Below are 24833 nucleotides of genomic sequence, written 5' to 3'. Positions count from 1 at the left end.
ATTAGTGAAAAATGCTGTTGTGGTAACGATTCTAAGGTTTTAAATGAAAATTATTTTCTTTTTGGTCGTTGAATGTCGAAAAAAATATTCCTATAATGGGATTTATCAGGTACACCGGCACCACGACACTTTATTTCAAATCAATGATTGGGCGTGATACAGATGAAGGGAAACCAGGCGGTAATTGGTTTGGATATTGGAACAACAAGTACAAAGGCGGTTCTATTTGGACCACAGGGGAAAGTCATATCAAAGCATTCTGTTCCTTATGACCTCATTCACCCCCAGCCAGCATGGGTTGAGCAGAACCCTGAACATATTTTAGATGCTGTGATTGCGAGTGTAAGAGGCGCATTGACGAAAGCAGCATTTGATGCAAAAAACCTCATAGGTGTGGGAATTAGTACGGCGATGCATTCCTTAATCGTCATGGATGAGAATGGAAAAGCATTAACAAACAGTATCATTTGGGCTGATAACAGAAGTGCAGAACAAGCGAAACGAATCATAACGGACTTAGATGGCTTTCAAATTTATAAAAGAACCGGAACACCGATCCATCCAATGTCACCGCTTTCAAAAATACGATGGATCAAGGAAATGACACCTGACGTCTTCAATCAGGCAGCAAAATTCATTTCCATCAAAGAGTATGTTCTTTATCATTTCTTCGGTCAGTATGTGGTCGATTATTCAATCGCATCAGCAACAGGACTGTTCCGATTGGAAACGCTTCAATGGGACGAGGAGGCACTACGTATTGCAGGAATTCAGGTGAATCAGCTGTCTGAACTTGTTCCAACGACGCATCAGCTGCGTGGGCTTCAGCCAGAAATTGCGCTGCGAATGGGCATTGAAGAAGATACACCATTTGTTGTGGGTGCAAATGACGGTGTATTAGCGAATCTTGGTGTTGGTGCGATTGGCAAAGGTGAGGTAGCAGTCACGATTGGGACAAGTGGTGCAGTACGTACAGTCGTAGATCAGCCAATTACAGATGAGCAATCAAGAACATTTTGCTATGCATTGACGGACAAGCATTGGGTCGTCGGAGGACCGACCAATAACGGCGGAATTATGCTGAGATGGCTCAAGGATGAATTTGGGTCTTCCGAGGTGGAGGTAGCAAAGCGTCTAGGTGTAGACCCTTACGATCTAATGATTGATATTGCAGAAAAGGTTCCAGCTGGCTCAGAAGGACTGCTGTTTCTACCATTTTTAACAGGTGAGCGAGCACCTTATTGGAATCCAAACGCAAGAGGCACGTTCTTCGGGATCGGTCTTCAGCATAAGCGCGAGCACTTTATTAGAGCCGTGTTAGAAGGCGTCATTATGAGTGTTTTCTCGATCGGTGTGGCACTAAGAGATTTAACAGGTCCAGCGAAGGATGTCAGGGCTTCTGGTGGATTTGCGAGATCCCCGCTATGGCGGCAGATTTTGGCGGATACAATGGGCAGAGAAGTGCTTGTTCCAGAGAGCTACGAGGCTTCCGCACTTGGGGCGGCTGTCCTCGCACTTCATAGTTTAGGTCATATGGAAGAGATAGAAGAGGTGCAGGAATGGATTCGTATTTCTGCCCGCCATGAACCAAATATGAAGAACAACGAAACATACATAGAGCTATTTTATTTATATGAGCGTCTCTATGACAAACTGAAGGATGAATTTGATGTCATTAGTGCGTTGCAATTAAAACAAAATCGTTAAACATCGGGGAAAAGGTGGGAGAACATGCTTTTATTCATTGTGATTGCGGCGATTGTCCTTTTACTCATTCTCATTACAGTCGCTAAGTTGAATCCGTTTGTGAGTTTGATCATTACCTCTATGCTAGTAGGCTTTGCTACAGGAATGGATTTACAGGAAATCATTCAATCGATTAAAACGGGATTAGGGAACACGTTATCGTTACTGGCGATTGTACTAGCGCTTGGGACCATGCTTGGGAAAATGATGGCTGAGTCAGGGGGCGCTGAGCGGATAGCTCAAACACTCATCAGTCGTTTTGGGACGAAGAATGTGCATTGGGCGATGATGTTTGTAGCCTTTATCGTGGGGATACCTGTCTTTTTCCAGGTCGGATTCGTTCTTCTCATTCCCTTACTCTTTACCATTGCGATTGAAACGGGCATTTCGCTCGTGACGATTGGGATTTCATTAATCGCAGGATTGTCTGTTGTGCATGGGCTAGTTCCGCCTCACCCAGCTGCCATGGCAGCAGTAGGCATCTATCATGCCAACGTGGGAAAAACGATTTTCTTTTCAATCATCGTCGGTTTGCCAACAGCTATTATTGCTGGACCGCTGTACGGTAAGTGGATTGGAAAGCGGATACATAAACCAGTTCCAGAGCTGCTCAGAAAGCAATTCACGGAACGACATGCTGATCGGAAGCTTCCTGGTTTTGCGAATACGATGTTTACCATTTTGGTGCCGGTCATTCTTATGTTGCTTGCCACGTTGGCGGATATTATTTTGCCAGAGGATAGTATGTGGTATCAGATGTTCAAGTACATTGGAGATCCCATAACAGCTTTATTGATTGCAACAGTGTATTCTTTCTTTAGTCTTGGTTTTATACAAGGGATGAGCCGTGACCGAGTGCTGTCATTCAGTAACGATTGTTTGGGACCGATCGCTTCCATTCTGCTTGTGATTGGTGCGGGCGGAGCGTTCAATAATGTACTGATCGATTCAGGCGTTGGGGATTATATTGCTGATTTAGCCAAACACTCCCCAATTTCACCGATTTTACTTAGCTGGCTGATTGCTGCGGTTATTCGTGTGGCAACAGGATCTGCTACAGTATCCATGATGACAGCGGCCGGAATTGTAGCCCCAATCGCTGCATCCATGCCGGATGTGAGCAGAGAGCTGCTTGTTTTAGCAACAGGAGCGGGTTCACTGATTTTGTCTCATGTCAATGACTCTGGTTTTTGGCTGATCAAAGAGTATTTTGGTATGACCATTAAAGAGACGTTCTTGACTTGGACGGCTATGGAGACCATCATTTCCGTTAGCGCCATTGCATTTATTATGATTATTAATATGTTTATATAACGGGACAACAGCTCAATTCTTCGGAATTGAGCTGTTTTAGCTTGTTGTTATGCCGCTTTTGACAATTTAGGATAAAATAATGATATTGAGCTATGGGAGGCGGACATGATCGAACCATTAAAACATGTATATAATGAACCATTTATTCAACATTTAGCAGAAAAACTGGCGCAAGCGTCAACTGTATTTGATGCTGATCACTTTCAGCAGCTCGTGTTTCAAGAGGATTGGGAGCAGCTGGAGTTAAAAGGACGAATGAGAAGAGTGACTGAATCGATGCACGCCTGTCTGCCTGAAGATTATGAGAAGGCAATCGATGTACTGCGTCAGACAGCACCGCATTTTACAGGGCTCAGTGCGCTCGTATTTCCAGACTATGTCGAGACATATGGTGTTGACCATTGGGATATCTCGATCAAAGCACTTGAATTCTTTACACCGTTTTCCACTGCTGAATTTGCCGTTCGACCTTTTCTCATTCAAGATCAAGAGAAAATGCTGGCGCAGATGCTTGTGTGGTCACAGGATCAAAATGAACATATTCGCCGTCTCGCTAGTGAAGGGTGCAGGCCTCGTTTGCCGTGGGGATTATCCGTCCCTGTGCTGAAAAAGGACCCTTCTGTCACGCTGCCCATTCTAGAAAATTTGAAGTCAGATTCGGCCAAGTATGTGCAAAAAAGTGTAGCGAATCATTTAAATGATATTTCTGCAATTCAGCCAGACCTCATGAAGCAAATGGTCAAAAGCTGGTATGGAACCAATGAACATACAAACTGGATTGTCAAACATGCATCCCGTACGTTATTGAAAAAAGGCGATCCAGATATCATGGCTTTATTTGGCTATGGAGATGATCCGTCTATCCAAGTAACGGATTTGAAGGTGACGCAAGACCCCGTTCGTATTGGAGAGAAGCTGACGTTTCATTTTATTCTTCAGGCAGATAAGCCATTAAAGCTGCGCGTAGAGTATGCCATTGATTACGTGAAAGCTCGTGGTACACGCAATCAAAAGGTATTTAAAATCACAGAATTTGATACAGGATCGGCGCTGCATAGAGAATTTGTCCGGTCACAGTCGTTTCAAAATATGACAACGAGAAAGCACTATGAGGGCATTCATACATTAACCATCATCATCAACGGCATCCCAAAAGCGTCTGTTGATTTCGAAGTCACAGCAGCAGCTCATGAAAAAACCCGCCACTGAGGCGGGTTTCAGCGTGTAGACAAACCCTCGCATTCGGTGTCAGTCCTGCGTGCTGGTGCTCACGAATGTCACATTCGCTCCGCGCCAGTACTCGTCCTTCCTAGACTGCAAAGGTTTTCTGTCACGCTGAAAAGAAGACAAAGGGCTAAAATCAAGTTCATTTTAGCCCTTTATCAACAATCTGATACCCGCCACTGAGGCGGGTTTTTGCTTGCGTTTCTAAGCTTTCTTTTTCATTAAGAATGAAGCAATGATGGCGGCTGCTAAGAAACCGATACTGATAATCGAGCTAGGTAAGTTCTCTGGTCTGAATAGGAACAGAACAAAACTGACACTGAGTACAAGACCAGCAAATAAAGTGAAATACGGAAATAACCAAACTTTGAAATACGGCTCCTGCGGATATCTTGGACGCAGTTTCAAATGTGCCAGACAGATGCTAATCCAAATAAGAGAGACCGCAAAACCAGGGATAGCCAGCATATAGCTGAAAATTTGATCTGGGTACAAGTAAGCAAAGAATGTTCCGATTAAAAGAAACAGAACGGTCACCCATAAACTTAAAATAGGTACACCTCTTTTGTTGACCTGTGCCAGCTTTTTTGGACCGCCGTCTGATTTAGATAGAGAATGAATCATTCTCGTCGTGCCGTAAATACCAGAGTTGGCGGCAGATAGAACGGCTGTAATTAAGACGAAATTAATGAAGTGAGAGGCACCTTGCATGCCAGCTGCTGAAAAGACTTGGACAAAAGGACTGTTATTCGGATCAATTTGATTCCAAGGAATGAGTCCACAAATAATCAAAATCGGCAGTGTGTAAAACAAGATGATGCGCCACATCATACTTTTGACAACACCAGGTAATACCTTTTCTGCATCCTTTGTTTCTGTAATGGTCAGCCCGATCAATTCAGAGCCTCCATACGAGAAGATCACCACTAATAATGAGGCAAAGACAGCACCCCATCCGTTCGGGACAAAGTTTTGGTAATTGGTGAGAACAGGCGTGCTTTGTTCGCTCGGAATGATTCCAAATAATAATGCAGCACCGAGAAGAATAAACACAATAATAACGAAAATCTTCATTCCAGCGAACCAAAACTCAATTTCACCAAAGTATTTTACATTATTTAAATTAATTCCGATGACTAAGAGCGAGCAAAGTAAACATAAAGACCATAATGGTACGTTCGGCAACCAATATTGAAGCAAACTGCCCGCTGCAATGATTTCAATGACACATACAGTGAGCCACATAAAACAGTAAACCCATCCGACAACAAATGAAAAACGTTGACCAAGCGCAATCTGTATGAGGTCGCGAAGGTTATTCCCCGGGTAGACGATGGCCATTTCAGCTAAAGCCGCCATGACAATGAGAAGAAGCAATCCAGCAAATACATAGGAAAAGATGACTCCAGGACCTGCTAAGCCGATTGTATCGGCACTTCCTTTAAAGATTCCTGTACCAATGACCCCGCCCATCGCAATCATGCGAATATGACGCGGCGATAAAAGCTTTTTTAATTCGTGTTGTTCCTGATTCGCGCTCATGACGTTCTCCTTTTTTAAAATGCTTATGTTCCATTTTCTTTTTTCGAGCGGTCAGTGTCAATATAAAAAAAGAGATTTTTCAGACAAAATAGGCGGTTGATTCTATCAATTGAGCCGTTTTCTTCCATAAATCTTTTCCATGACCCATCCCCAAAATCTAAAACTTCGTGAAAAAATGAACATTTGCCTTCATTCTGACATAAACAATTTTCAGTTTTTGTCGATATATCTTTTGTATTACTAAAGTCCTAATAAAGAATTGTTTATAACTGTAAAATATTTCAAAAATATATGAAAGAATGAAAGGAGTTATTGAAGATGTTTATGAGAAAAGCAAGTGATTCATCGTCGGAAGCCCTTCTTAGTGAAAGCAGTCAATTAGTTGAACGAATTGAGAAGGGAGATTTTTCAGCCAGAATTGATACTGCTGCATTCTCTTCTAGTCAAACAATAGAAGCAGTGGCTCAAATAAATGAAGCGTTGCAAAAGATGCAAGAAGTGCAAGAAGATATTCATATGCGTATGAATTTAGTGACAAAAGCGATTCAAGTGGGTCTATGGGATATGACGGTTGTAGCAGGAGATCCTGTGAATCCAAAAAACGAATTCACATGGACAGACGATTTCCGCAAAATGCTAGGTTTTCAAAATGAAAACGATTTTCCGAATGTCTTAGACAGCTGGGCATCTCGAATTCATCCAGATGAGCAGGAATACACCTTGAATGCATTCTCTACGCATTTATTGGATCATTCTGGCCGTACACCGTATGATATCGAATATCGTCTGAAGTTGAAAAATGGCGAGTATCGCTGGTTCAAAGCAACTGGAACGACGATTCGAGATCGAAATGGGGTACCTCTTCGTGTGGCAGGAGCTCTTTTTGATATTCATGATCAGAAATTGAAAGAAGAAGAGCTGCAAGCATTCGTGACAAGATATGACTTGATCAACCGTGCGCTTGTGGAAGCGCCTTGGGATATGGTTGTAGAGGCTGGCGATCCTGTCAATCCAAACAATGAATTCTGGTGGTCTCCGCAGTTTAGAAAAACGCTTGGTTTTATAGATGAAAAGGATTTCCCGAACGTGTTGAGCAGCTGGAGTGATCGTTTGCATCCTGAAGATAAAGAATCGGCTCTCCAAGCTTTTGCGGATCACTTAAATGACCATTCTGGCCGTACACCATTTGACATTGATTATAGATTGCAGAGTAAAAATGGCGAGTACCGCTGGTATCATGCGGGCGGTGAAACCATTCGTGATGAGAAGGGTGTCCCTTTACGTGTCGCAGGAACGATTCGTGATATTACGTTAGAAAAAAATAAAGAAAAAACAGCCCATGAAATGGCTTCCCAAGTAGAGCAGCTTTCAAGTTCTATTAGTGAGATGGTATCTGGCATCAGTTCTGTAACAAACCAAGCACAAGAGCTTGCTGTCGCCCAAGAGCAGTCAACGTCTGCTGCTAATCTGGCGAAAAACAGTGCAGATGAGACGAAGAACATTTCAGACTTGATCAAAGAAGTGGCAAACCAAACGAATCTGCTTGGTTTGAATGCCGCAATTGAAGCAGCAAGAGCAGGCGAGCAGGGCCGCGGTTTCTCAGTCGTTGCCGATGAAGTACGTAAGCTAGCGCTTCATAGTGCCAATGCGACAGAAAATATCGAATCTAGTTTAACTGAAATGAAAACACAAATCGATCAAATTCTTGAAAATATCTCCAATATGACAGCTCTTACGCAAACACAGGCTGCTTTGACAGAGCAAGTGAACGCTTCAGTTGATGAAGTGAATCATATGTCTCAGCGTCTGGTGGCATATTCAAAGAGTATCTAATGCCAAAAAACCGCCTTTTCATCAGAAGGCGGTTTTTTTATTTAAGCATGATCTGCTGGGAAAACAATACCGGCGTCTTTCCTAGCGGCTTCAAGAACCTTCATGACAGAAAGACTGTCATCAAGCCATTCATAACACTTTTCGACATTTCCTGTTTCAATGATATGCTGAAATGCTTCTGCTTCATAAAACAGGCGGTTTGAATTGGTTTGTGCATTGAGTGAAGTGACTTGGTCTCCTATATGCAGCAACACTTCCTCACAGCCATTCGCACCATTTTTCACATGCAGGAACCCTTTTTCCCCTTGAATCAAAGCGAAATTCATACTGCTTGTATCTTTGCTGCCAACACTTGTGGCGATGAAATCATTGTAAGTAAAAGTTAAAACACCAGATGTGTCGATGCCGTTTGGATGGCGGTTGGCCTGGTAACGAACGTCTTTCGGTGAACCAAATAGATTCATAATGAAATGAACATTGTAAATGTTAATATCCATGAGGGCACCGCCAGAAAACTCTGGGTTAAAGACATTCGGCGTTTCCCCGGCGAGCAGCTGATTATATTTACTTGAATATTGACTGTAGTTGCATTGAACGAGTTTGATTCTGCCTAATTGATGAAGGTGTTTTTTGATTAAATGATAGTTGGGCATATGAACGGTCGTAATGGCTTCAAATAGGAAGAGCTGCTTTTCCTTTGCGAGAGCGATTAAGGCTTCTAGTTCTTTCACATTAGAGGTAAAAGGCTTTTCGCAAATCACATGTTTTCCGTGTTTCAATGCAGCCGTGGCATGCTCGCTATGTAAACGATTGGGTGATGCGATATATACCGCTTCTATATGGGGATCTTCTAACATAGTGGTTAAATCCGTATAAGTCGTTTGCACCCCAAATTGATCTGCGAGTTTCTTTGCCGTCGCTTCCTTTCTTGAATAGACAGCGTGGCAAGAAGCACCTTCAAGCTGTTCAATTGCCTGGAGGAAACCTTCCACAATCACACCTGTTCCAATGGTTGCTATTCTCATTCTATTCATAACCCCTTTCATACGATTGATGTCACGTCAAGCTGTCTCTAGTATACCTGATGTTTTCATACAACGTGTACTTAACAGCTAGGCGCAGAGGGGTGCCAGTAAAAAATACCGGCACATCTTTGGCAGTCTCTACAATTAACTAATGTTAGCTAATGTTTGTTTCGTTAACAGTTGAATGGCCGCCTTCCTCTTTTTTAACTCTTGAATGGATTTTTGAATATCTTCTACTTTTTGTTCGAGCAGCTGTTCCGCTTCTGTTTTCGACTGTTTCTCGAATAGTGACGTGATAATTTCTCGTATTTCTTTGAGTGAGAAATCTAGCTTTCTTGCTTCAGTGATAAAGGATAGCATGAGTACATATTTTTTATCATATAAACGATAGCCGTTATGTGCTCTCTTAGGCTCGGGGAGCACACCCTCATTTTCATAAAAACGAATGGTTTCAATATGTACACCAGACATTTTTGACAATTTTCCTCTCGTAAATGTAATCATTCCCTGCACCTCCTTTCTTTGCTATCCATCATACAATTAGATTTGCTAGTTTCAAAATATTCTCCGATGAACATTTGTTCCTTTTCATACTGTTAAAATGACAGGTCTCTTCTATTCACAGCGGATTCTATAGAATAGGTTATAATAGATGAGGATGAAGTGATTTTTTGTTACAGATAGGAACAAGTAGACAGCGTGAGAAAAAAACGATAGGCTAAAATAGGTACATAGTATGATGAATAGCATGTGATCATGTAGATGATCACTCAAAATAGTGACAGCACGTTTTGCTGAGAAAAGGGGAGCAGTGAATGTATAAATTAGTCGCAATTGATATGGATGGTACGTTATTAAATGATCAGCATATGGTGCCGGATGAGGTGTTTGAAGCCATTCAACAGGCGAAGGCAGAAGGCGTTAAAATTGTTTTATGTACAGGCCGGCCGATTGGCGGGGTGCACCGCTATTTAAAAGAGCTGCAGCTTGATCAAGAGGGGGATTATGTCATCGCCTATAATGGAGCGCTTGTACAAAACAGCCATACAAATGAAGTCGTATCAGAATTAACTTTATCCTATGATGATTTGACTTCTTTATATGAACTGAGCCGTCAGCTGGATACACCTATGCATTATTTCGATTCGGCTCATCTATACACACCAAATCGGGATATTAGTGAATACACGGTACTTGAATCGTATTTAACGAAATTGCCGCTTAAGTATTTACCTGTCGAAGAGGCAGACCCATCCATGAGACTTCCGAAGATGATGTATATTGATCAGCCGGAACGTTTGGAAAAGACGATACAAGCCATTCCATCTGAAGTGAAGGATCAGTACATGATGGTAAAAAGCACAGATTTCTTCCTAGAAATTCTCCATCCTGATGTGAGCAAAGGGAATGCCGTGAAGCTTCTAGCGCATGAACTTGGGATTTCTCGTGAAGAAGTGATGGCGATTGGTGACAATGGGAACGACGTGTCGATGCTAGAATTTGCGGGCTGTGGCGTTGCGATGGGAAATGCCATTGAAGATGTCAAAGCAGTTGCGGATGTTGTGACAAAATCCAATAACGAAGCAGGAGTCGCACATGTCCTGCATGAGCGAGTCATCGGAAAATAAAGAAAGAGCGGTCTACCAATGAGGTAGCCGCTTTTTTATATGTGTGAGAAAAAGTAAACAAGCATACGTCTGCTGTTCAAATTTGTTTTTTCGAGCATCGCCTTTACATGATCGTGCACCGTATGAGGCGAGATAAATAACGTACTGGCAATTTCTTTTGTGGATTGTCCTTTTATTAAGCAGTCAAGGACGTTCATTTCTCTTTCTGTCAGCCGATATGTTTTCGCTATATAAGGAAGAATGTCACTTGTTTGAGCTCGTTTAATATGAATCATGACAGCCTCTTCCTCCCCGGCTGCCTGTGCTAAACGAAATGCTTGAAGAGAGAGAAAACGCCCTGTCGGCATTCTGGTGATGCTGACCGCTGTTTGGTCACCGCCGCCATATAAAAGCTTAGCACCTAATGCTCTAAACGGACGGGGCATGATGGCACCGTCATGAATTTGCTCAAAGGTTTGGAAGGTGTGGAGCCAATGAAGTCCAGTTTCATTTCCATAAAGAAGATGGTAATCGTGTGAAAGAATGAGGAAGCCTTGGTGTTCCGCCGTTTCATCTTCTTCCGTTTCTCTTCTTTTAAAAAGTTCATCTCTCAGTTTGGCTGCGAGTGCTGGTGTTTGACGACTAACCGCTTGTATATCTTGTTCATGAAAAGGTTCCTTCTCCTTTTTCCGATAAAGGCTGGCGATTCCCCAGCATTCACCTTGAATCACAAGGGCTGCCCGCAATTCATCTGCCCATCCGTTAGGTAACAAAATGTGCTGGTATCGACCACTATTGATGTATTCTCCACTTTGGACGAGACTGGCAGCGTGGACAGGACCTTTCGCTAGATCTTCATGCTGGTGCACATCTTTTTTTAAATATTCATTTTGAAACAGCTCGTTATGTATGGCTTCAATCGGTTCATCTGTAAAAGAACCCGTCGAGAGGAGAGTAGCTGGATCAATGGTTGTGATACAGGCAGCATCAAAATCACAGATAGCAGCAAGTTCATCTCGAATGCTTTTTCTCAGCTGCTGAAAATGAGCGGCTGGATTGTTCATTTGATCTCCTCCTCAATATCCCCACTTTTAGGGATCGTTTTTTCTCATCTATCTTCTTACAATGAAGATAACATACCGTTAGTGTAAAGGAAACGAAGCAAAGAGGAAACTGGAGGAGAAGACATATGAGTGTAAATCAACATTGGCATGATCCTGTTGCTGAATCCTATGCAGCGACAATTGCACATAAAGTACCGGGCTATCATCTTTTGCATGAGCTGACAGTGGATAGAGTAGAAATCGAATTAATGGGAGCGGCTTCTCGCATGTTAACAGTCGGAGCAGGTGGGGGCGAAGAGATCATCAACATGCTTCAAAGAAATAAAGACTGGCATATCACAGGGGTTGATCCATCTCCAACCATGCTTGATATGGCCAAGCGCAGAGTGGCACAGCTTCATATGCAAGATCGTGTCACATGGTATGAGATGGCCTTAGACAAAGTGCCGGTTGAAAAGTCGTACGATGCAGCAGTAAGTTTGCTTGTCATTCATTTTGTAAAAGATCAGCTGACCTTTTTACAGGAGATCGCCCGCCGGCTTCAACCAGGTGCTCCTCTCGTGTTGGCATTTATTCAAGGAGACCCGGAAACGCCGACATTTCAGCTGGAGCTTCATATGCTTTCTCTATTCATGAAGCGTCAAGGTTTGGGAAAGGAAGTGTTTACGTCCTTCCGAGAAAGGCTGGGTGTCACAACATATCCCGTGTCTGAAGAAAAGATGACAGCACAATTAACCGAAGCAGGATTTCAAGACATCAGACCTTATTTTCAAGCGGGCATGATCAAAGGGATTGTTTGTAAAAGAGGCGATAGAAAGGCGGTTGGAAAATGAGGTCAAAAGTGATGGTGATAGGCGGTTATGGACATGTGGGGCAGCAAATATGTCTTCAATTAAGTGACGTGTATCCTGGGCAAGTCTTTGCGGCTGGCCGAAGTTATGAGAAGGCTGAACAATTTGCACGCCAAACGAATGGGCGTGTACGTCCATTTCAGATAGACGTAAGACAACCAATGGATACGGACTGGATGGATGAAACGAAACTCGTGATCATGTGTCTGGATCAAGATGACACGTCATTTGCTGAAACATGCTTACGATCAGGTATTGATTATCTCGATATTTCGGCAAAAGGAGCCTATATTGAGAAGCTAGCAAAGGTCCATCAACAGCAATTGAACGCAACGGCTGTGCTGAGTGTAGGCCTTGCACCTGGTCTCACCAATTTGCTTGCAGCGAAGGCGGCATCTATTCTGACCTCTGTGGAGCAAATTGATATTAGTATCATGCTTGGGCTAGGTGACCAGCATGGAAAAGCAGCTATTGAATGGACGCTTGATCATGTGCATACGGATTATGAGCTGACGAAGAATCATCAGCGAAAGAAAGTCAAAAGTTTTACTGGAGGGAAACGCATTGATTTTGGCAAAACGTTTGGAAAGCGGCAAGCCTATCAATTCCCTTTCTCTGACCAGCAAACATTGCCTTCGACGCTCCATGTGCCTTCTGTGACAACAAGGCTCTGTTTTGATTCTGGTGTAGCGACACGTGCATTTGCTCTCACAAGGAAACTCGGAATGACGTCCCTTCTCACGATGCCGAAAATCAAGGAACGTGCCATTTCACTGATTCAATCTGCTCAAATGGGTACAGATCAATATGCAGTGAAAGTGGAAGCGGTAGGAATGAAGGGTAACGAAATTCATCGAGCAGCGCTTGGAATAAAAGGTCGCGATGAGTCTCAAGCAACGGCTCAAGTCGCCAGTGCTGTGGCACTGCATGTATTGAGCAAGCAGTTTCAGGCAGGTGTTTTTCATATCGAAGAATTATTTTCATTAGCGTATGAGAATGGTGATTTTGCGTTGGTGGATCAAAAAACGAAGGAAAAGCACGCACTAGCATTGAGAGCCAGCCTTTTAACGGCATAAAAGAAAACGACAAAAGATACGCATCAGCTCAAAAGTACAGGTCAGTCATGTGGGCGCTTTATTCATGATCCATTTCAAAACAAGGTGTCTATGATCCGAAAACAACCGCTTGCTCTCCATGTAAATGGCCGAGAGGCGGAAGAGATTTAAATCAAGGATTGTAGTCGGAACTGATATAATGGTTACATTGGGCAAATAAATCTCAAGTGGGTGTTTACAAGTGTTAGATACAGAAAAAGATGTAGTGAAGAATTATATAGATTCACCCCAAAAATTGAAAAATTTATATAAACGAGTATTGTTCGTTGTCAGTCTATCGCAAATATTTGGAGGGGCTGGAATAGCTGCAGGAATTACGGTAGGTGCCATTTTAGCACAACAAATGCTTGGAACTGAAGCCTATGCAGGAGTCCCAATCGCTTTATTTACTTTGGGGTCAGCTGGGTCAGCTTTCATTGTAGGAAAGCTTTCGCAACGTTATGGACGTCGCATCGGTTTATCGACAGGTTTTGTTGTTGGAGGGCTCGGAGCAATTGGCGTTGTGCTGGCAGCTATGATGAATAGTGTCATTTTATTATTTGCATCGCTCTTCATTTACGGAGCAGGAACATCCACGAACTTACAAGCGCGTTATGCTGGGACGGACTTAGCAAATTCTAAACAGCGTGCAACTGCAATTAGTACAACAATGGTCATGACAACATTTGGAGCAGTAGCAGGTCCGAATTTAGTTGAAGTGATGGGTAAATTTGCAGTGTCCATTGGTGTTCCAGCACTTGCCGGTCCTTTTATTTTATCAGCAGTAGCATTTATTGTAGCTGGTCTTGTCCTTTTTATTCTGCTGCGTCCTGATCCATTAGACATTGCCCGAAGAATAGCAACTTACAAAGCAGAACATGGGCATGGAAATAAATCAGATGTTGCTGATAAAAAAACAGATAAAAAAGGGCTTACAGTAGGTGCCACAGTGATGATCTTAACTCAAATTGTCATGGTGGCACTCATGACCATGACACCGGTGCATATGCAGCATCATGGTCATGGATTAGCCGAAGTGGGCATTGTGATTGGTTTTCATATAGGAGCCATGTATCTTCCTTCACCTATCACGGGTGTACTTGTAGATAAACTAGGACGAACAGCTATGAGCATAGCGTCGGGCATCACTTTGTTACTTGCTGGTTTATTAGCAGCATTCGCACCAAGTGATTCAATGGTTCTATTAATCATTGCTCTGTCTTTACTTGGATTGGGATGGAACTTTGGTTTAATTAGTGGTACTGCTCAAATAGTGGATTCTACAGAACCATCAAACCGGGCAAAAACCCAAGGAACACTCGATGTTTTTGTTGCGTTAGCAGGTGCTTCTGGCGGTGCCCTTTCAGGAATGGTCATGGCGAATACGAGTTATGCTACATTATCTTTAAGCGGAGGAATTTTATCGTTAATTCTCATCCCTGTCATCGTTTGGTCTTTTAAAAGTAAAACATAATGCAGCTCCGTGCTCATCCATCACAAAAAAAGACATGCCTCCAATCATAGGAAAGCATGTCTTTTTTGAATCTCTCTTCACAGGATGCTAGTCTTCTTATGATGCCGAAGACACATCTCCTTTTTTCTTGATACTGGCTTTAATGAGCTCAGTCAATGTGTCAGAGCCTTTTGTGGAAAGGTGAACACCATCTGGCTGAAAATAGGATGGCTGTCCGGTAGCGGCTGAATGCCAATCGACTAAGCTCACATTGTGGTGTTGATTGGCCACACGCTCAATGACTGCATTCACATCATTTTCCCAAGCTCTTGGAACGCGAGTGTTCACAAGAAAAATATGTGCCTTCGAGAAATGTTGAATGAATGAGGTCAAAGTCCCCTCCGTAAAATAACCATTTGTGCCAAGCTCAATAATAACAGCGGCATCAGCCTTGTTAAAAGAAGCATATTGAGGGGCGATACGGATGGCTTCGTTCATTTGCCTTCCGACCCTTGCGTCAATGGTGATGGGTTCATAGGCCTTTTCTAAATTTGAAGCAATGTCTAACATGACGGAATCACCAATGGCAAGAACTTGGTGAAATTGTTTACGATCCGCTGCTTTTTTCTCATGTTTGTCTTTCTTTTTCTTCACTTTTGATTCTGTCTGACCGCCTGCCTTTTGGGGCGCTGTCTTAATTTGTGTGACTTCTTGCGCATGCGGGGATGTATGAGACGAGCTAGACATGCCAATGGTAAATAAAATCAAAAGGACAGCGGCAATCCCAAGAAACACTTTATTGGACATAGACCATTGCTTGATTCCTGTTTTCCAAATCGACCAAGAGGCAAAATAGTGTCTAAACCCGAGTTTACGAATCGGCTGTTCGATCAAACGATAGGAAGCCTCTGATATGAGTAGAATTGCGATGAGCTGCAATGTGACACGTCCCATGGAAGGCTGTCCAATCTCAATGACCGGTGTGGTCAGCACGATAACTGGATAATGCCATAAGTAGATGCCATAAGACCGCTTTCCAAGCCAAACGAGTGGTTGAAAAGACAGCCATTTCCCAATAAGACTGGCAGGATGGCAGACACACGCAATTAAGATCGCTGCATTCAAACAGAATAAAAGCATACCGCCTTGGTAGAGAAAGCCGTCAAATTCGTCGACTGCATAAACACATAAGAGGAAAATGACCATCGAACCGAATCCGGCTATTTGTAACATACGTCTGCCGATAGGAAGTAATTTTCTGCTGGAAAGTCTGTGCATGGGCCAGACAAATGCAAGACTGCACCCGATGAGGAGTGCAAACGCACGTGTGTCTGTTCCATAATAGATCCTGCTCGGGTCAGTATCCGGTGAATAGAGAATGGCCATCCATAAAGCAGATACAAGTGCCAGACCAAAGGTGATCATAGGAAGATGGGATCTATTTTTCACCCATTTCAGTCCAGCAATCAACAGTACCGGCCAAATGAGATAAAATTGCTCTTCAATCGCCAAAGACCATAAATTTTTTAGTGGAGATACAGCATTGAAGCTGTCAAAGTAAGAGAGCTGATGAAAAATATACCACCAGTTACTCACATAAAAAAAGGACGATAAGGCATCGCCACGAATGGACATTAATGCATTTGAACCAGCAATGGCGCACCAGCTGACGATTAAAAAAATCATGACGTAGGCAGCTGGAAGCAGCCTTCTGATGCGGCCCATCCAAAAAGGCAGAAGCTCTTGATAGCCCAAATCTTGCTTATGCAGCAAGATGGTTGTAATCAAGTAACCAGAAATCACAAAAAACAAATCAACGCCAAGAAACCCGCCGCTTGCGGGTTCAATATGTAAGTGATATGCAATGACCGCCAATACGGCAACAGCTCTCAGCCCATCTAATCCTAATATGTAACGTAAACGGTTTTCCTTGCTGTTCATGAAAAAGAATCCCCCATCAATGTCAAACGCGTCTTTATTTTAAATAAGGACACTTATATATTGTATATATAATAGACGTCAACGCAAAATATTTAGTTTGAATTTTTTTCAATAAAATTTTATTGTAAATCAGCATATTAATATATAACATTTATGGTTTTATATTGACTAAAAACCATAATATAGAATAATATATGGAAAAAGGAGTGGTGTTGAATCAATAGTTTGATAAAAAGATTTTTGATAATATTAATAGTTCTTTTTATTTATTTTAAGTGTTTTGAATTGCACTCAAAAAATTTAAACTTCACTAGTAATATTCATCAACAGGTTCCATGGAGCATAAAGTTAACAAAAAAACATGTGGAAAATAGTAGAGGAGGAGAAAGTGTACGAATAGCAATAATTGATAGTGGGATAGATGGGACACACCCTGATTTGATAGGTAAAGTTAAAAAAGGACTTAACACAATTGGTACAGGAGGAGAACAAGAGGACAGTTTAGGGCATGGTACGGCTGTAGCTGGAATAATCACAGCTAATGATAATGAAATTGGACTTGTAGGGATAACGCAGAATGTAGAGTTATATCCTGTTAAAATTCTAGATTCAAAAGGCAAGGGCTCAATAAAAAATTTTGTCAAATCTGTTAAATGGTGTATTGATAATAAAATTGATGTTATCAATGCTAGCTTTGGATTAATGAAAGATGATCCATCTGTTAAGAGGATTATAGACAAAGCAATACAAAAAAACATAATTATAGTAGCTGCTGTTGGTAATAAGTATGGAAGGAAAATGGATTACCCAGCTGCTTATGAGAATGTTTTTTCTGTCACCGCTGTGGATAAGCATAAGAAGGTAGCAGAATTTTCATCTAAAGGAAATTATGATTTTGCTGCTCCTGGTGTAGATATACCAGTTCTTAGGACTCATAACAACTATGCGATTGAAAGTGGCACCTCTTTAGCGAGTGCCCATATTACAGGTGTAGTAAGCTTAATTTTACAGTATAGGGAACGTTTTAATATTAATTCTGAAGAAAGTTTAAATCAACAAGTATACAAAATATTAAAAAAATGGTATTGATGATTATTTGAATAAAATTGTTTTTTAAAACAAGAAACTCGGAGGTTTAGTTTAGGATGAATAAAATAAGTAAGTTAATCTCAATTGTTATCTGTCTATCGCTGGTTATAACTTTGTTTTTCCAATTTCCAAATAAAACAGAGGCTGTTACCACAAAAGATTTTCATGTTTTAGAAGATAGTAATGAAAAATATGTAATTTCACAGGAGCAAGACGGAGTAACTGGTATTCTATCTCTAAATAAAAAAACAGCAGAAATCAGTTATCAAACTGAAGAAATTGGCAGTGAAGGTGAAAAGGTTTCAAAGGATTATGAAGTTGACTTGCAGACACTTTTAAATGATAATTTAGAGGTTACGTTTAAAGATACAAAAGATGATAAGAAATATGAAGTGAATTCTGAAGATATTCAAGCATCTTTTGCATTTGTTATTCCTATTGGTATTGCTATTGGGGCAGTTCTATTAGAACATTTATTAGCTTTGGGACTTGCAGTAACAGTAGTAGGTGTTACCTATATTGCTTATTCTGAATTTATAAAAAGGAAAGATAATAAACATAATCACTTTATTGCTTATCGAGACAAAGATAAACCTCATTTATTTATTGGAAAAGGTATAAGTCGTGCAAACGCTGTAAAAAGATTAGCTCAGAAAAAAGATACATGGTCTACTTCCAAAAGCAATGCACAATCTATTGCTAAAGCAGCCAGTCCGATTGGAAAAGTAATAGGTGCGGAAATTGACAAAAAAGGTAAAAATAAACATTATCACTATCATCCAGTTTATAAATTAAAAGGTAAATATGAAAGAACTGGAGCACATGCTTTTTTTGGCGCCCCTAGATAAAAAATCCAGATAGAGGAGGTTTTCGATGATTGTTCTTAATCGTCAACCAAGAAAGAAGGAATACAATGCGCTCATCGATATATGTTGTGAAGTATGTGATGAGTTCCAATTAGTTTTTAGAAAAGATTTTGCTGATTTTGCCGATTATCGTGAAATTCTAGATAAACTTTCACCATCTCTTAAAGAAATGAAGGAAGAGTCTGAATGGGCTACCACGATTCTAGGAGATGGTCAAACAGCATATGTTTATTATTATTATGCCAATGAACACACAAAAAATCTGTTAAAAGAACTTTCGAACTCTCTATACGGGTGGGTTCACCCTAATTTACTGGAAGATTTATCATTCTTCAAAAATGGGAAAGAGTGGCTGGTTTCAAGCTCACATGAAGAGGAGAGCTATATTTTTCCTGAAAACGAAGAAGAAATTGAGAGATTAAAACAAATCAAAGGCCTTAGATGGACTATACAAGATGATGATGAATAAGTAATTTTAATGGCTTTTCCCTAGAAGGGAGAAGTCTTTTTTATTCTAACTAACTCTTTTATACTCAAACCGAAAATCCCTGTCATAATAAAAGAAGAAGGAAAGGGGATGTGTTGAATGAAAACGATTGAAAATGATCTGTTATTGGTTCAAATCAATGAGAGAGGTGCCGAGGTGAGAGAGGTGCTTCATAAAGAAAGTGGACGTCAATATATGTGGTCTGGTGACCCTGCTTATTGGGGCAGGGTGTCGCCCGTCTTATTTCCGATTGTAGGACGGTTGAAGGATGATCAATACAAGATAGACGATCAAACGTATCAACTCTCGCAGCATGGATTTTTGCGTGATGTTGATTTTGAACTATTTGAAGAAGCAAAAGATCAGGTGATTTTTCAATATCAATCAAATGGCCGTCACACGTCACAATATCCGTATGAATTTACAGCGCGCATCAGTTATGCACTGTCGGAAAATGGACTAACGATTTCCTGGGAAATTGTTCATGAAGGAGATGGCACGATGTATTTCTCGATTGGTGGACATCCGGCATTTCATGTCCCGCTTGTTGAAGGCGAGCAGACAGCTGATTATTCACTCACATTGATACCTTCCACCGAACATGATCCAATTCAATATGAACTTCATGATTCACTTGTGAGAGAGAAGGAGAAAGGTGTTGAGTTTGAGCCGATTCAACTTCGCCCAGAACTTTTTCAGAACGATGCAATGATCTTTAGTCATATTGATCAAGTATCATTGACTTCTCAAGCAGGTCACGGCGTTGAGGTCGATCTCAGTGGTTTTCCGTTCGTTGGTATTTGGTCTCCATATGATCAAGAAAAGGGAACAATGGCTCCTTTTGTTTGTATTGAGCCTTGGTATGGGATCGCTGATATGGAAGGGACAAACGGGCAGTATAAGGAGAAATTCGGCATTCAAACCTTAGAGAAGCAAGAGACCTTTCACGCAGCTTACACCATTTTCTTTAAATGAACATTTGTGCATGGTGAAGTGAACAATTTGTTATGATAGAGGAAAAAAGGAGGCGTACGAATGGATCGGGAGAAACAGCAATTAAGTATTGAAGCAGCAAGGCTCTATTACTTATCTGATTACAGTCAGCAAGAAATCGCCAAGCAGCTTGACCTGTCGAGGCCAACGGTGTCTCGTCTGCTTCAGTATGCGAAGGAAAAAGGGTACGTCCAAATTACAGTGATGGACCCATTTGAGGATTTAAATGAGCTGTCCTTATTGCTGAAAGAAAAATATGATCTGCTCGAGGCTCATGTGGTATTTTCGCCAAAGGACGATTATCCAACGATTACGGATTACTTGAGCCGGTTTGGTGCAGATTATCTTCAAAATACGGTGAAAGACGGCGATATCGTTGGAGTGAGCTGGGGCACCACGATGTATCAAATTGCTCAAAAGATGCAACCTAAACAGGTAAAAGGGGTAGAAGTGGTTCAGCTGAAAGGCGGAATCAGCCATTCGCATGTGAATACATATTCTGCGGAAACGATCCAGCTGTTTGCATCAGCTTTTCAAACGGCACCACGCTATTTGCCACTGCCTGTTGTGTTTGATAGTGCCGCCGTTAAAGAGATGGTCGAACAGGATAGACATATTCAGCGCATTATTGAAATGGGCAAACAGGCAAATATCGCTGTGTTTACTGTTGGGACGGTAAGAGATGAGGCGCTTTTGTTTAGGCTTGGTTATTTCCGTGAAGAAGAAAAGGCGCTGCTCAAGACATCCAGTGTCGGAGATATCTGTTCGCGTTTTTATGATCAAGAAGGACGCATTTGCAGTGAAGCGATTAACAATCGCACAATCGGTGTGGAGCTGGATGATTTGAGAACAAAAGAGCGCTCCATTCTTGTTGCTGGTGGACATCGAAAGGTTGCCTCTATCCATGGGGCGCTGAGAGGAAAATATGCGAACGTATTGATGATCGATCAGCACACAGCAAGAGCTCTTTTAAATGTCACAAAATAGATGAACAAAATTTCATAACTATATTTACAATTGTTCAATAGTCATTTAAGATGAAAGTATCATATTTAAAAGGAAGTGTGAATCATGACAATAGCAAAGCTCATTGATCATACAGCACTAAAACCAGATACATCTAAAGCTGCGATCATGCAGTTACTAGAAGAAGCAAAGACATATCAATTTGCTTCCGTTTGTGTGAACCCAACTTGGGTATCTCTTGCGGCGAAAGAACTAGAAGGAACAGGCGTTGATGTATGTACAGTCATCGGTTTCCCGTTAGGTGCAAACACAACAGCAGTGAAAGCATTTGAAACAAAGGATGCCATTGAAAACGGTGCAACTGAAGTGGACATGGTCATCAATATTGCGGCATTGAAAGATGGCGAATATGATGCAGTTGAACAAGATATTCGTGCCGTTGTAGACGCAGCAAAAGGCAAAGCCTTAGTGAAAGTCATCATTGAAACTTGTTTACTCACAGATGAAGAGAAAGTACGAGCTTGTGAACTTTCTGTAAAAGCTGGCGCTGATTTCGTCAAAACATCAACTGGATTTAGTACAGGCGGTGCAACAGCTGAGGACATCGCATTAATGCGTAAAACAGTTGGACCTGACATCGGTGTCAAAGCATCAGGCGGCGTAAGAACAAAAGAAGACGTAGAAGCGATGACAGCTGCAGGCGCAACCCGTATTGGTGCCAGTGCAGGCGTTTCCATTATTAAAGGAGATCAATCAGCTCCTTCTAAAGACTATTAATTCATACGATCCTATGGTAGGATAACAATCATGACTCATTAGATGATGAAAAAGTCATATGCGGAAGGATCTCATTTCTGGGATTTTCTTCCGCAATTTGTTTGCGAAATAGGGTTTGTTCCATACAAGCACATTAATGTAAACGAATTCATTCAAGGAGGAAAAACATGAAATACGTCATTGGTATTATCGGTTTGCTGGTGATTCTCGCCATTGCATGGCTGGCAAGTAACGGGAAAAAGCGAGTGAAATTCCGTCCAGTCATTGTCATGATTGTACTGCAATTTATTTTAGGTTATATTCTGCTCAATACAGGTGTTGGGAACTTCCTAGTCGGGGGCTTTGCAAAAGGATTCCAAATGCTTCTAGGCTATGCTGGTGAAGGGATCAACTTCGTATTTGGCGGTTTAATGAATGATAATGCGTCAACTTTCTTTATCAATGTCTTGCTGCCGATCGTCTTCATTTCTGCCTTGATTGGTATCCTGCAGCATTGGCGTATCCTTCCGCTGATCGTACGCGGAATTGGGTATTTGCTTAGTAAAGTCAATGGAATGGGGAAACTAGAATCTTACAACGCCGTAGCGTCAGCGATTTTAGGTCAATCCGAAGTGTTCATTTCCATTAAGAAGCAGCTTGGATTATTACCTCAACAGCGTCTTTATACATTGTGTGCATCTGCGATGTCGACTGTATCAATGTCCATTGTCGGTGCGTATATGCAAATGATTAAACCGGAGTACGTTGTTACAGCACTTGTGCTGAACCTATTTGGTGGATTTATTATTGCGTCTATCATCAACCCATATGAAGTGTCTAAAGACGAAGACATGCTTGAAGTCGTAGAAGAAGAAAGACAATCTTTCTTCGAAATGCTCGGCGAATACATTATGGATGGTTTCAAAGTAGCCATTGTTGTGGCTGCGATGTTGATTGGATTCGTTGCATTAATTGCGATGATTAATGGCATTTTCACAGCTGCCATCGGTGTTTCTTTCCAAGATGTACTTGGATATGTGTTTGCACCATTTGCTTTCCTTGTTGGTGTACCTTGGAGTGAAGCGGTACAAGCAGGAAGTATTATGGCGACCAAAATGGTATCTAACGAATTTGTAGCGATGCTTGCTCTATCTGGCGACGGTCTTCATTTCACTGCTCGTACAGAAGCGATCATTTCTGTATTCCTTGTGTCATTTGCGAACTTCTCGTCTATCGGTATCATTGCTGGAGCAGTGAAAGGCTTAAATGAAAAACAAGGAAACGTTGTCGCACGCTTTGGATTAAAGCTGTTATTCGGTGCAACACTCGTCAGCTTCTTAACAGCAGGCGTTGTCGGTTTGATTTACTAAACTAAAAAAGGAATGGTGAAAACAATGAGAATGGTAGATATCATTGCGAAAAAACGTGACGGAAAAGAATTATCTTCAGAGGAAATTTCTTTCTTTGTCAAAGGTTATACGGACGGAACAATTCCTGACTACCAAGCAAGTGCCTTGGCGATGGCGATTTTCTTCCAAGATATGACGGATCAAGAACGTGCAGATTTAACACTCGCTATGGCAAACTCAGGGGACACAATTGACCTGTCTGCTATCGAAGGTATTAAAGTAGACAAGCATTCAACAGGTGGTGTAGGCGATACAACAACGCTTGTACTCGCTCCTCTTGTTGCAGCACTTGATGTACCTGTTGCAAAAATGTCTGGGCGTGGTCTTGGACATACGGGTGGAACAGTCGACAAGTTAGAGGCAGTCAAAGGCTTCCACGTTGAAATTACAAAAGACGAGTTCATCGAACTGGTGAACCGTCATAAAGTAGCGGTCATTGGACAATCAGGCAACCTGACACCTGCTGATAAAAAACTGTATGCCCTTCGTGATGTAACAGGAACTGTTAACTCAATCCCGCTCATTGCAAGCTCGATTATGAGTAAGAAAATCGCTGCTGGCGCAGATGCAATCGTATTAGATGTGAAAACAGGTGCAGGTGCTTTCATGAAAACACCTGAAGACTCTGAGAAGCTTGCAAAAGCAATGGTTCGTATCGGAAATAATGTTGGCAGACAAACGATGGCTGTCATCTCAGACATGTCTCAGCCGCTAGGATTAGCGATTGGAAATTCCCTTGAAGTGAAAGAGGCGATTGACACGCTTAAAGGCGAAGGCCCTGAAGACTTAAACGAGCTTGTGCTCACATTAGGAAGTCAAATGGTCGTTCTTGCGAAAAAAGCAGAGACACTTGATGAAGCAAGAGAAAAGCTAATTGAAGTCATGAAAAACGGCAAAGCACTTGAGAAATTCAAGGAATTTTTAGAAAATCAAGGTGGAGACGGCTCGATTGTAGATCAACCGGAAAAACTGCCACAAGCACCTTATCAAATCGAAGTGCCGGCAAAAGAATCAGGTGTGATCGCTGAAATCGTCGCAGACGAAATCGGTGTTGCAGCGATGATTCTTGGAGCAGGACGTGCAACAAAAGAAGACGATATCGATCTATCTGTTGGCATCATGCTCAACAAAAAAGTAGGCGATCGTGTAGAAAAAGGTGAATCTCTCGTGACGCTGCATGCAAATCGTGAAGATGTTGCGAATGTCATGGAGAAAATTTATGACAACATCCGCATCGCTGACCATGCTGATGCTCCGACTTTGATTCATACAGTGATTACAGAATAAAGAGAAAAAGACAAAAGTGATGAATCGCTTTTGTCTTTTTTTATGTAAATTTTAGGTAGCGCTTCTTCTAGATATGATAAGTTAGATGAGTGGGAGGGGATAAACCATGAGAATGCTCAAACTCATTCTCTTTATTTTTGTTGTCTTGATGATCATTGGATTTATCAGCTACTATGTGGGACCAACATCGACACCAAGTTCTTAAGACGAGCAAAAGCTCGTCCCAGCGTGAAGACAAACCCTCGCATTCGGTGTCAGTCCTGCGCGCTGGTGCTCACGAATGTCA

At 41.7% G+C, this 24833-nt stretch carries 21 protein-coding genes; 16 read left to right on the top strand and 5 right to left on the bottom strand.

Annotated elements, in window-relative coordinates:
- Window positions 1-162 precede the first annotated feature (162 nt).
- From gntK to MKY11_RS19035, 3 genes are all read left to right on the top strand, one after another.
- Window positions 163-1707: a gluconokinase gene (gene gntK / locus MKY11_RS19045; RefSeq protein ID WP_024720429.1), complete on the top strand. Its 1545-nt coding sequence runs from the start codon at window positions 163-165 to the stop codon at window positions 1705-1707.
- Window positions 1708-1731: 24 nt separating this feature from the next.
- Window positions 1732-3060 (top strand): GntP family permease, encoded by a 1329-nt coding sequence (locus MKY11_RS19040; protein ID WP_008347326.1) that lies wholly within the window; start codon window positions 1732-1734, stop codon window positions 3058-3060.
- Window positions 3061-3165: 105 nt separating this feature from the next.
- A complete protein-coding gene (locus tag MKY11_RS19035; protein WP_342501695.1) occupies window positions 3166-4269 on the top strand; it encodes a DNA alkylation repair protein in 1104 nt (367 codons plus the stop codon).
- Between the two features lie 219 nt (window positions 4270-4488).
- Here MKY11_RS19035 and MKY11_RS19030 read toward each other — a convergent pair whose 3' ends face one another.
- Window positions 4489-5826, bottom strand: coding sequence for an amino acid permease (locus tag MKY11_RS19030; protein WP_024719206.1), 1338 nt, complete (start codon window positions 5824-5826; stop codon window positions 4489-4491).
- 318 nt (window positions 5827-6144) lie between these two features.
- On the opposite strand from MKY11_RS19030, the gene MKY11_RS19025 reads away from it, so the two are divergent.
- Window positions 6145-7659, top strand: a complete 1515-nt coding sequence (locus MKY11_RS19025; protein ID WP_135009510.1) for a PAS domain-containing protein — start codon at window positions 6145-6147, stop codon at window positions 7657-7659.
- A gap of 41 nt (window positions 7660-7700) precedes the next feature.
- On the opposite strand, the gene MKY11_RS19020 is transcribed toward MKY11_RS19025, so the two are convergent.
- A complete protein-coding gene (locus MKY11_RS19020) occupies window positions 7701-8684 on the bottom strand; it encodes a Gfo/Idh/MocA family oxidoreductase (RefSeq protein ID WP_216943000.1) in 984 nt (327 codons plus the stop codon).
- A 144-nt stretch (window positions 8685-8828) separates the two neighbouring features.
- Window positions 8829-9188 (bottom strand): MerR family transcriptional regulator, encoded by a 360-nt coding sequence (locus tag MKY11_RS19015; protein WP_007498034.1) that lies wholly within the window; start codon window positions 9186-9188, stop codon window positions 8829-8831.
- A 311-nt stretch (window positions 9189-9499) separates the two neighbouring features.
- Here MKY11_RS19015 and yidA point away from each other — a divergent pair, with 311 nt between their 5' ends.
- A complete protein-coding gene (gene yidA / locus MKY11_RS19010; RefSeq protein ID WP_008345739.1) occupies window positions 9500-10312 on the top strand; it encodes a sugar-phosphatase in 813 nt (270 codons plus the stop codon).
- 35 nt (window positions 10313-10347) lie between these two features.
- Here the strand turns inward: yidA and MKY11_RS19005 are convergent, their stop codons facing one another.
- Window positions 10348-11355, bottom strand: a complete 1008-nt coding sequence (locus tag MKY11_RS19005) for a LuxR C-terminal-related transcriptional regulator (protein ID WP_039164974.1) — start codon at window positions 11353-11355, stop codon at window positions 10348-10350.
- A 125-nt stretch (window positions 11356-11480) separates the two neighbouring features.
- On the opposite strand from MKY11_RS19005, the gene MKY11_RS19000 reads away from it, so the two are divergent.
- The 3 genes from MKY11_RS19000 (at window position 11481) to MKY11_RS18990 (ending at window position 14774) form a co-directional block, all read left to right on the top strand.
- The gene (locus tag MKY11_RS19000; RefSeq protein ID WP_341018001.1) at window positions 11481-12188 is read left to right on the top strand and encodes a class I SAM-dependent methyltransferase; all 708 of its coding nucleotides are present in this window, start codon (window positions 11481-11483) and stop codon (window positions 12186-12188) included.
- A complete protein-coding gene (locus tag MKY11_RS18995) occupies window positions 12185-13282 on the top strand; it encodes a saccharopine dehydrogenase NADP-binding domain-containing protein (protein WP_342501694.1) in 1098 nt (365 codons plus the stop codon). The genes MKY11_RS19000 and MKY11_RS18995 overlap by 4 nt, the downstream gene beginning before the upstream one ends.
- Before the next feature lie 220 nt (window positions 13283-13502).
- Complete coding sequence (locus tag MKY11_RS18990) at window positions 13503-14774, top strand: MFS transporter (protein WP_138279178.1); 1272 nt, start codon at window positions 13503-13505, stop codon at window positions 14772-14774.
- Window positions 14775-14870: 96 nt separating this feature from the next.
- On the opposite strand, the gene MKY11_RS18985 is transcribed toward MKY11_RS18990, so the two are convergent.
- Entirely contained in the window at window positions 14871-16694 is a 1824-nt protein-coding gene (locus tag MKY11_RS18985) for an acyltransferase family protein (RefSeq protein WP_342501693.1), read from the bottom strand.
- A gap of 225 nt (window positions 16695-16919) precedes the next feature.
- Between MKY11_RS18985 and MKY11_RS18980 the strand changes: the two genes are divergently transcribed.
- From MKY11_RS18980 to MKY11_RS18945, 8 genes are all read left to right on the top strand, one after another.
- On the top strand, window positions 16920-17783 hold the full coding sequence (locus tag MKY11_RS18980) for a S8 family peptidase (RefSeq protein WP_160757851.1): 864 nt from the start codon (window positions 16920-16922) through the stop codon (window positions 17781-17783).
- A 56-nt stretch (window positions 17784-17839) separates the two neighbouring features.
- Window positions 17840-18631, top strand: coding sequence for an SAR2788 family putative toxin (locus tag MKY11_RS18975; protein ID WP_047947039.1), 792 nt, complete (start codon window positions 17840-17842; stop codon window positions 18629-18631).
- Window positions 18632-18656: 25 nt separating this feature from the next.
- A complete protein-coding gene (locus MKY11_RS18970; protein ID WP_047947038.1) occupies window positions 18657-19118 on the top strand; it encodes a hypothetical protein in 462 nt (153 codons plus the stop codon).
- Window positions 19119-19235: 117 nt separating this feature from the next.
- A complete protein-coding gene (locus MKY11_RS18965) occupies window positions 19236-20111 on the top strand; it encodes an aldose 1-epimerase family protein (protein WP_056704026.1) in 876 nt (291 codons plus the stop codon).
- 60 nt (window positions 20112-20171) lie between these two features.
- Window positions 20172-21116, top strand: coding sequence for a sugar-binding transcriptional regulator (locus tag MKY11_RS18960; protein ID WP_007498020.1), 945 nt, complete (start codon window positions 20172-20174; stop codon window positions 21114-21116).
- 84 nt (window positions 21117-21200) lie between these two features.
- The gene (deoC, locus tag MKY11_RS18955) at window positions 21201-21872 is read left to right on the top strand and encodes a deoxyribose-phosphate aldolase (RefSeq protein ID WP_007498018.1); all 672 of its coding nucleotides are present in this window, start codon (window positions 21201-21203) and stop codon (window positions 21870-21872) included.
- A 167-nt stretch (window positions 21873-22039) separates the two neighbouring features.
- Window positions 22040-23221, top strand: coding sequence for a NupC/NupG family nucleoside CNT transporter (locus MKY11_RS18950; protein WP_017358632.1), 1182 nt, complete (start codon window positions 22040-22042; stop codon window positions 23219-23221).
- 24 nt (window positions 23222-23245) lie between these two features.
- Window positions 23246-24547 carry a pyrimidine-nucleoside phosphorylase gene (locus MKY11_RS18945; protein WP_041091254.1) on the top strand — a complete coding sequence of 434 codons (1302 nt, stop codon included), beginning with the start codon at window positions 23246-23248 and terminating at the stop codon, window positions 24545-24547.
- The last annotated feature ends 286 nt before the right edge of the window (window positions 24548-24833 follow it).

The organism is Bacillus sp. FSL W7-1085 (genome assembly GCF_038595035.1).
In the GTDB taxonomy this organism is placed as follows: Bacteria; Bacillota; Bacilli; order Bacillales; family Bacillaceae; genus Bacillus; species Bacillus altitudinis.
The sequence above is the reverse complement of the archived record's forward strand: the minus strand, read 5'-3'. Positions and strand labels throughout refer to the sequence as shown.

Coding starts and splice junctions, on each gene's coding strand:
- gntK (WP_024720429.1), top strand. CDS start 163: ATGAAGGGAAACCAGGCGGTAATTGGTTTGGATATTGGAACAACAAGT.
- MKY11_RS19040 (WP_008347326.1), top strand. CDS start 1,732: ATGCTTTTATTCATTGTGATTGCGGCGATTGTCCTTTTACTCATTCTC.
- MKY11_RS19035 (WP_342501695.1), top strand. CDS start 3,166: ATGATCGAACCATTAAAACATGTATATAATGAACCATTTATTCAACAT.
- MKY11_RS19030 (WP_024719206.1), bottom strand. CDS start 5,826: ATGAGCGCGAATCAGGAACAACACGAATTAAAAAAGCTTTTATCGCCG.
- MKY11_RS19025 (WP_135009510.1), top strand. CDS start 6,145: ATGTTTATGAGAAAAGCAAGTGATTCATCGTCGGAAGCCCTTCTTAGT.
- MKY11_RS19020 (WP_216943000.1), bottom strand. CDS start 8,684: ATGAGAATAGCAACCATTGGAACAGGTGTGATTGTGGAAGGTTTCCTC.
- MKY11_RS19015 (WP_007498034.1), bottom strand. CDS start 9,188: ATGATTACATTTACGAGAGGAAAATTGTCAAAAATGTCTGGTGTACAT.
- yidA (WP_008345739.1), top strand. CDS start 9,500: ATGTATAAATTAGTCGCAATTGATATGGATGGTACGTTATTAAATGAT.
- MKY11_RS19005 (WP_039164974.1), bottom strand. CDS start 11,355: ATGAACAATCCAGCCGCTCATTTTCAGCAGCTGAGAAAAAGCATTCGA.
- MKY11_RS19000 (WP_341018001.1), top strand. CDS start 11,481: ATGAGTGTAAATCAACATTGGCATGATCCTGTTGCTGAATCCTATGCA.
- MKY11_RS18995 (WP_342501694.1), top strand. CDS start 12,185: ATGAGGTCAAAAGTGATGGTGATAGGCGGTTATGGACATGTGGGGCAG.
- MKY11_RS18985 (WP_342501693.1), bottom strand. CDS start 16,694: ATGAACAGCAAGGAAAACCGTTTACGTTACATATTAGGATTAGATGGG.
- MKY11_RS18975 (WP_047947039.1), top strand. CDS start 17,840: ATGAATAAAATAAGTAAGTTAATCTCAATTGTTATCTGTCTATCGCTG.
- MKY11_RS18970 (WP_047947038.1), top strand. CDS start 18,657: ATGATTGTTCTTAATCGTCAACCAAGAAAGAAGGAATACAATGCGCTC.
- MKY11_RS18965 (WP_056704026.1), top strand. CDS start 19,236: ATGAAAACGATTGAAAATGATCTGTTATTGGTTCAAATCAATGAGAGA.
- MKY11_RS18960 (WP_007498020.1), top strand. CDS start 20,172: ATGGATCGGGAGAAACAGCAATTAAGTATTGAAGCAGCAAGGCTCTAT.
- deoC (WP_007498018.1), top strand. CDS start 21,201: ATGACAATAGCAAAGCTCATTGATCATACAGCACTAAAACCAGATACA.
- MKY11_RS18950 (WP_017358632.1), top strand. CDS start 22,040: ATGAAATACGTCATTGGTATTATCGGTTTGCTGGTGATTCTCGCCATT.
- MKY11_RS18945 (WP_041091254.1), top strand. CDS start 23,246: ATGAGAATGGTAGATATCATTGCGAAAAAACGTGACGGAAAAGAATTA.